Origin of the sequence: Propionivibrio sp., assembly GCF_016790145.1 — a bacterium.
In the GTDB taxonomy this organism is placed as follows: domain Bacteria; phylum Pseudomonadota; class Gammaproteobacteria; order Burkholderiales; family Rhodocyclaceae; genus Propionivibrio.
Map to the genome: position 1 here is coordinate 1 of NZ_JAEUOI010000145.1, position 5590 is coordinate 5590.

Here is a 5590-nt window from a genome sequence, read left to right on the forward strand (position 1 = left end):
TGTGCTCGGCCTTCGATTACGAAGGCTTCTGGGGGCACTCTCTGGCCACCGGTATTGCCTGTCAGGAACTTGCCCATTTCGCGCAGATATCAAGTGAGGAAATCTTCACCATCGGTCTTCTGGCAAGGGTTGGCGAACTGGCTCTGGCCTCGCTGTTTCCCGACGAATATGCTGAAATCCTGCTTGCCGCGCGCGATCGGCGCCTGGACCTGGCGACGCTGGAGCAGGAACGTTTTGCCATGGATCACCACGAGCTGGCGGCCACCCTGCTCGACGAGTGGGGCCTGCCCGAGGTGCTCATCCAGGCGGCCTACCACCACGAGAATCCGGATGCCGCCGGTTTTGCCGATGGATCCCGGGTGCAGACGCTGACTCATTCGCTAAGTTTTGCCAGTTCGCTGGCGCATGTCTGCATGGTCGATGAGGAGTCACGCTGGGGTCTGTTGCCGGCTCTGCTGGCCCGTGCGGCGCGTCTTGGCATCGGTGGCGAAACGCTCAACGCGCTGGTCGACAAGATGGTCGAGCGCTGGCGCGAATGGGGCGCCAAACTGCAGGTGCGTACCAAGGACATTCCGCCCTTTGCCGAAATTCTTGCGGCCAGTCCGCCCCTGCGCCGAATGGGAACGGCCGCCGACACCGAGAACCGGCGCGCCCCTTCGCCGTGCCTGCTCGTTCAACTGATCGGCATCCCGCTGCCGGAACTCACGGCGCTGATGCTGCAGATCGAGAACCTTGGTCACCAGCCTGTGCTGGTTGATGATACGGCGGAAGGATTGGCCCAGGCGCTGCGCCGTCCGGCGCAGATCGTCATCGCCGACATGTCGATGCCCGGCATGAAGTCGACTGATTTTTGTCGCAGCCTGCGACAGACACCGACGGGTAAGGAATGCTATGCCCTGCTTCTGGCGACGCCGGAAGACGAGAGTCGAATCCTTGAAGCGATCGATGCTGGCGCCGACGATGTGCTGGTCAAACCCCTGAATGCGCAAACGCTGCGCGTGCATCTCAATACGGCGGCCCGGATGCTGATTCTGAAGGATGAAATCCATCGAGAACGCCTCGGCATCATGCGCTCGACCGACGAGTTTGCCGTTGCCCAGAAGCGGCTTTTGCAGGATGCGCTGACCGACACCCTGACGCAGCTTCCCAATCGCCGCAACGGACTGGATTTTCTGGCGTCGGAGCTGATCTTCGCCCAGTCCAGTGGCGCGCCGCTGGCCTGCCTGATGCTCGACATCGACCACTTCAAGCGGATCAACGACAGCTTTGGCCACGCGACGGGCGATGCCGTGCTGCGCCAGTTGGCCGACATCCTGCGTAGCACTTCGCGTGCCGAGGACATGGTTTTCCGCTATGGCGGCGAGGAGTTTGCCGCCATCCTGACCAACGCCAACCTGCGTATCGCCGTGCAGATTGGCGAACGTATCCGCATGCAGGTCGAGAAAACCGCCTTCGAATGGGAAGCGCAGAAGATCCCGGTCACCCTGAGCGTCGGCGTGGCCATTGCCACCGGGTCGGAAGCAGACGGCCTGGCTCTGATTCAGGCCGCAGACTCGGCCTTGTATCAGGCCAAGGAGGGTGGGCGCAACCGGGTGGTGGCGTCGCCGCCTGGCTGAATCAGGGTGCTTGATCGAGTTGCCGGCCAGCGTCCACCACGCGAACCGCTTCGCCCTCGATGATCTCTCCGCCCGCCGCTGGGCCGGAAACCGGCGGCTCGAAATCCTGGGCGCGCACCGGCTCGTCCATACGTTCTCGCAACTGCTTGCGCAAGGCGCGGGTCTTCCACCAGAAATACATCCAGAAGACCAGGCCGGCAACCGCCACAAGGGCAAAGAAGACGAGCGAGAACATGAAGGCCACCGCCAGCAGTACCAGGCCGACAATCGCCGTCAGCCCCTGGGTGAGAAGGCCCGGCCGGCGGGCCGGATCAAAGTTGATATTCATCGTCGACTCCAAGACCCGCCATCGCCCTGTCGACGGCCTTTTTTGACAGTTGCGAGGCAAACAGTTCAATGAAATCGTATTCGTACTGGCGGATGTAGGTGCCTCGCCGCAAGCCGATACGCGTTGTATTCGAGCCGAAGAGATGGCCGACATCGATCGCCTGCAGGCCGAGGTCGCGCTCCGGGTCAAAAGCCATGCTGGCGATGATGCCGAGCCCGAGCCCGAGATTCACATAGGTCTTGATCACGTCGGAGTCAATGGCCGCCAGCACCACATTAGGGGTCAGTTGCGCGCGCTCGAACGCCTTGTTGATCAGCGAACGGCCGGTAAACGCCGGATCATAGGTAATCAGCGGCCAGCGCGCCAGCGTGGTGAGCGAAATCGAGCGCTCGGCGAGCAGCGGATGCCCGAGTGGGGCAATGACGCTGTGCCCCCACTGATAGCACGGCAGCATGACGAGTTGCGGATACTGGTCGAGGGCTTCGGTGGCAATGGCGATATCCGCCTCGCCCTTGAGCGTCCATTCGGCAATCTGCGTCGGGCTGCCCTGATGCATCGACAGCCGAACCTTGGGATGACGCTCGATGAAATTCCTGACCACGAATGGCAGGGCATAACGCGCCTGGGTATGCGTGGTGGCCAGCACCAGGCTGCCGGAATCTCCTCCGGCATACTCTTCGCCGACGCGCTTGATGTTGTCGGCCTCCTGGAGAATGCGTTCGGCGATTTCGAGTACCCGTTTGCCCGGCTCGGTAATCGCCGTCAGGCGCTTGCCGCTGCGCTCGAAGACGATGACGCCCAGTTCGTCTTCAAGCAGCTTGATCTGCTTGGAAACGCCGGGCTGCGAGGTGTAAAGCACCTCGGCGGCCTCGGAGACATTGAGACCGCAACGAGAAACTTCGACGAGATAACGTAGTTGCTGTAACTTCATCAAAACACTTAATAACAATTAGTTCTAACAATCTAACCGAATATTCTTTTTCGAACAAGCCATCGGCTGATAACATGCGCTGACTTTAATTATTGCAGCGCACCATGGATTGGCTTTATACCCTCTCAGGCTTTGTCGTTGGCGCCATCGTCGGGCTGACCGGCGTCGGCGGCGGCTCGCTGATGACCCCCCTGCTGGTGCTGCTGTTCGGCATCCATCCGGCCACGGCGGTCGGTACCGACCTGCTTTATGCTGCAATCACCAAGGCCGGCGGCACCACCGTGCACTCCAGAAAAGGGCACATCGATTGGCGCATCACCGGCCTGCTGGCCAGCGGCAGCATTCCGGCCTCCCTGATGACCGTCTGGGCGCTTTCGCACCTGCCCAAACAGAGTCCGGCGGTAACGCACATCATTTCGGTTTCACTCGGCGTCGCCTTGCTGCTCACCGCCTGCGCCATCATTTTCCGCCAGCACATTCAGCGTTATGCGCTTAGCCATGCCGAAGATTCGGCGCATACGCGATTTCAGGCGCCGATCACTGTCGCCATCGGCGTTTTGCTCGGTATACTGGTCACTGTTTCTTCGGTCGGCGCAGGCGCCCTGGGAGTTGCCGCACTTTTCTTCCTGTACCCCAAACTGCCGACCATCCGGATTATCGGTAGCGACCTCGCACATGCCGTACCGCTGACGCTGATTGCCGGGCTCGGACACTGGGCCATCGGTAGCGTCGACTGGTCGCTGCTCGGCAGCCTGCTGCTTGGCTCGCTACCCGGCATCTGGCTTGGCAGCCACGCCTCGGCGCGAGTGCCGGATCGTTTTTTGCGGCCTATCCTTGCCAGCATGCTGGTGTTGATCGGCGGCAAACTGATTACCTTGTAAAGATTTGAACAGGAACGAGCCATGTATCGCTATGACAGCATAGATCAGCAGATCATCAACGAACGCGTTGTACAGTATCGCGGCCAGATCGAACGCCACCAGGCCGGCACCCTCTCTGACGATGAGCTACGTCCATTGCGCCTGCAAAACGGGCTATACATCCAGCGTCATGGCCCGATGCTGCGTATCGCCATTCCCTACGGCATGCTCGCGGCGGCACAACTACGCAAGCTGGCTGAGATTTCCCGCCGCTACGACCGTAGCTTCGGCCACTTCACGACGCGCCAGAACATGCAGCTCAACTGGCCGAAATTTGAAGAAACCCCCGAAATCCTTGGTGAACTGGCGAGCGTCGAGATGCACGCCGTACAAACGTCCGGCAACTGCGTCCGCAATATAACCAGCGATCAGTTTGCCGGGATTGCGCCGGATGAACTGACCGACCCGCGTCCGTATTGCGAAGTCCTGCGCCAGTGGTCCACATTCCACCCGGAATTTGCCTATCTGCCGCGCAAGTTCAAGATCGCCGTCAATGCCGCCGCAGAGGATCGCGCCGTCATTCGCGCACACGATGTCGGGCTGGAAATCATCAGGAACGAAAGCAGCGAAAACGGTGAGATTGGCGAAATCGGGGTGAAGGTGTTTGTCGGCGGCGGTCTCGGCCGCACCCCGGTCATCGGCAAGCTCATTCGCGAATATCTGCCGCGTCGGCATCTGCTCTCCTATCTCGATGCCGTGCTGCGCGTTTATAACCGCTACGGCCGCCGCGACAACATGTACAAGGCGCGCATCAAGATTCTTGTCAATGCACTGGGCATCGAGGAGTTTACCCGCCAGGTCGAAGATGAGTGGTCGCACCTGAAAGATGGCCCGACGACACTGACCGACGCCGAGTTCGATCGGGTTGCCCGGCATTTCGCCCCCCCCGCTTACGACAATCTGCCGGCCGAAGACCTTTCGTTTGTGGCTCACCTGAAGGAGGACAAGGCCTTCGCCAGCTGGGCCAAACGCTGCGTGCATGCGCACAAGGTTCCAGGCTACGCGGCGATCACGCTTTCGCTCAAGGCGCCGGGTGTTCCCCCCGGTGACATCACCGATGTGCAGATGGAAGCCGTTGCCGATCTGGCCGAGCGTTTCAGCTTTGGCGAACTGCGCGTCACCCACGAACAGAACGTGGTGCTTTCCGATATCAGGAAGCGCGATCTTTACGCGGTGTGGAAAATCGCACGCACCCATGCGCTGGCGACGCCGAATATCGGTCTGCTCACCGACATGATCTGCTGCCCCGGCGGCGATCTCTGCTCGCTGGCCAACGCCCGATCCATACCGATTGCCGATGCCGTGCAGAAAAAGTTCGACGATCTCGACTACCTCTACGACATTGGCGACATTTCGCTCAACATCTCGGGTTGCATGAATTCATGCGGTCATCATCACGTCGCCAACATCGGCATTCTCGGCGTCGACAAGAACAACGAGGAGTGGTACCAGATCACCGTGGGGGGCCAGCAGGGCAACAGCACAACGATCGGCAAGGTAATCGGTCCCTCGTTCTACGCCGAAGAAGTGCCGCTGGTCATCGAGGCACTGGTCAATGTTTATATCGAACAGCGGACACCCGAAGAACGTTTCATCGACACCTTTGACCGGATCGGCATCGAGCCCTTCAAGCAGCGCGCCTATGCCGGGCGTGACAAACGGAGGTCAGCGAATAGCGCAGCCAGCAGCGAGACAAAAACCGTAGCCAGCACCGCGGCAAACGAAATGATTACGAAAGTCGCCAATGCCTAGGATCATCAAGAACGGCCAGATCGTCGACGACCCCTGGCAGATC

5 protein-coding genes are annotated in these 5590 nt (G+C 60.3%); 3 read left to right on the forward strand and 2 right to left on the reverse strand.

The annotated features are described in order from the left end of the window. Window positions 1-1616 (forward strand): diguanylate cyclase (locus tag JNM42_RS12010; RefSeq protein ID WP_294270015.1); only part of this gene is annotated, 1616 nt, incomplete at its 5' end. Between the two features lies 1 nt (window position 1617). Here JNM42_RS12010 and JNM42_RS12015 read toward each other — a convergent pair. Together JNM42_RS12015 and cysB are read right to left on the reverse strand one after the other, a co-directional pair. Continuing rightward, a complete protein-coding gene (locus JNM42_RS12015) occupies window positions 1618-1944 on the reverse strand; it encodes a hypothetical protein (RefSeq protein ID WP_294270017.1) in 327 nt (108 codons plus the stop codon). Beyond that, complete coding sequence (gene cysB, locus JNM42_RS12020; RefSeq protein WP_294270021.1) at window positions 1928-2875, reverse strand: HTH-type transcriptional regulator CysB; 948 nt, start codon at window positions 2873-2875, stop codon at window positions 1928-1930. The genes JNM42_RS12015 and cysB overlap by 17 nt, the downstream gene beginning before the upstream one ends. A 104-nt stretch (window positions 2876-2979) precedes the next feature. On the opposite strand from cysB, the gene JNM42_RS12025 reads away from it, so the two are divergent. Then, window positions 2980-3756 (forward strand): sulfite exporter TauE/SafE family protein, encoded by a 777-nt coding sequence (locus tag JNM42_RS12025; RefSeq protein ID WP_294270025.1) that lies wholly within the window; start codon window positions 2980-2982, stop codon window positions 3754-3756. 21 nt (window positions 3757-3777) lie between these two features. Next, window positions 3778-5547 (forward strand): nitrite/sulfite reductase, encoded by a 1770-nt coding sequence (locus JNM42_RS12030; RefSeq protein ID WP_294270027.1) that lies wholly within the window; start codon window positions 3778-3780, stop codon window positions 5545-5547. Window positions 5548-5590: the final 43 nt, after the last annotated feature.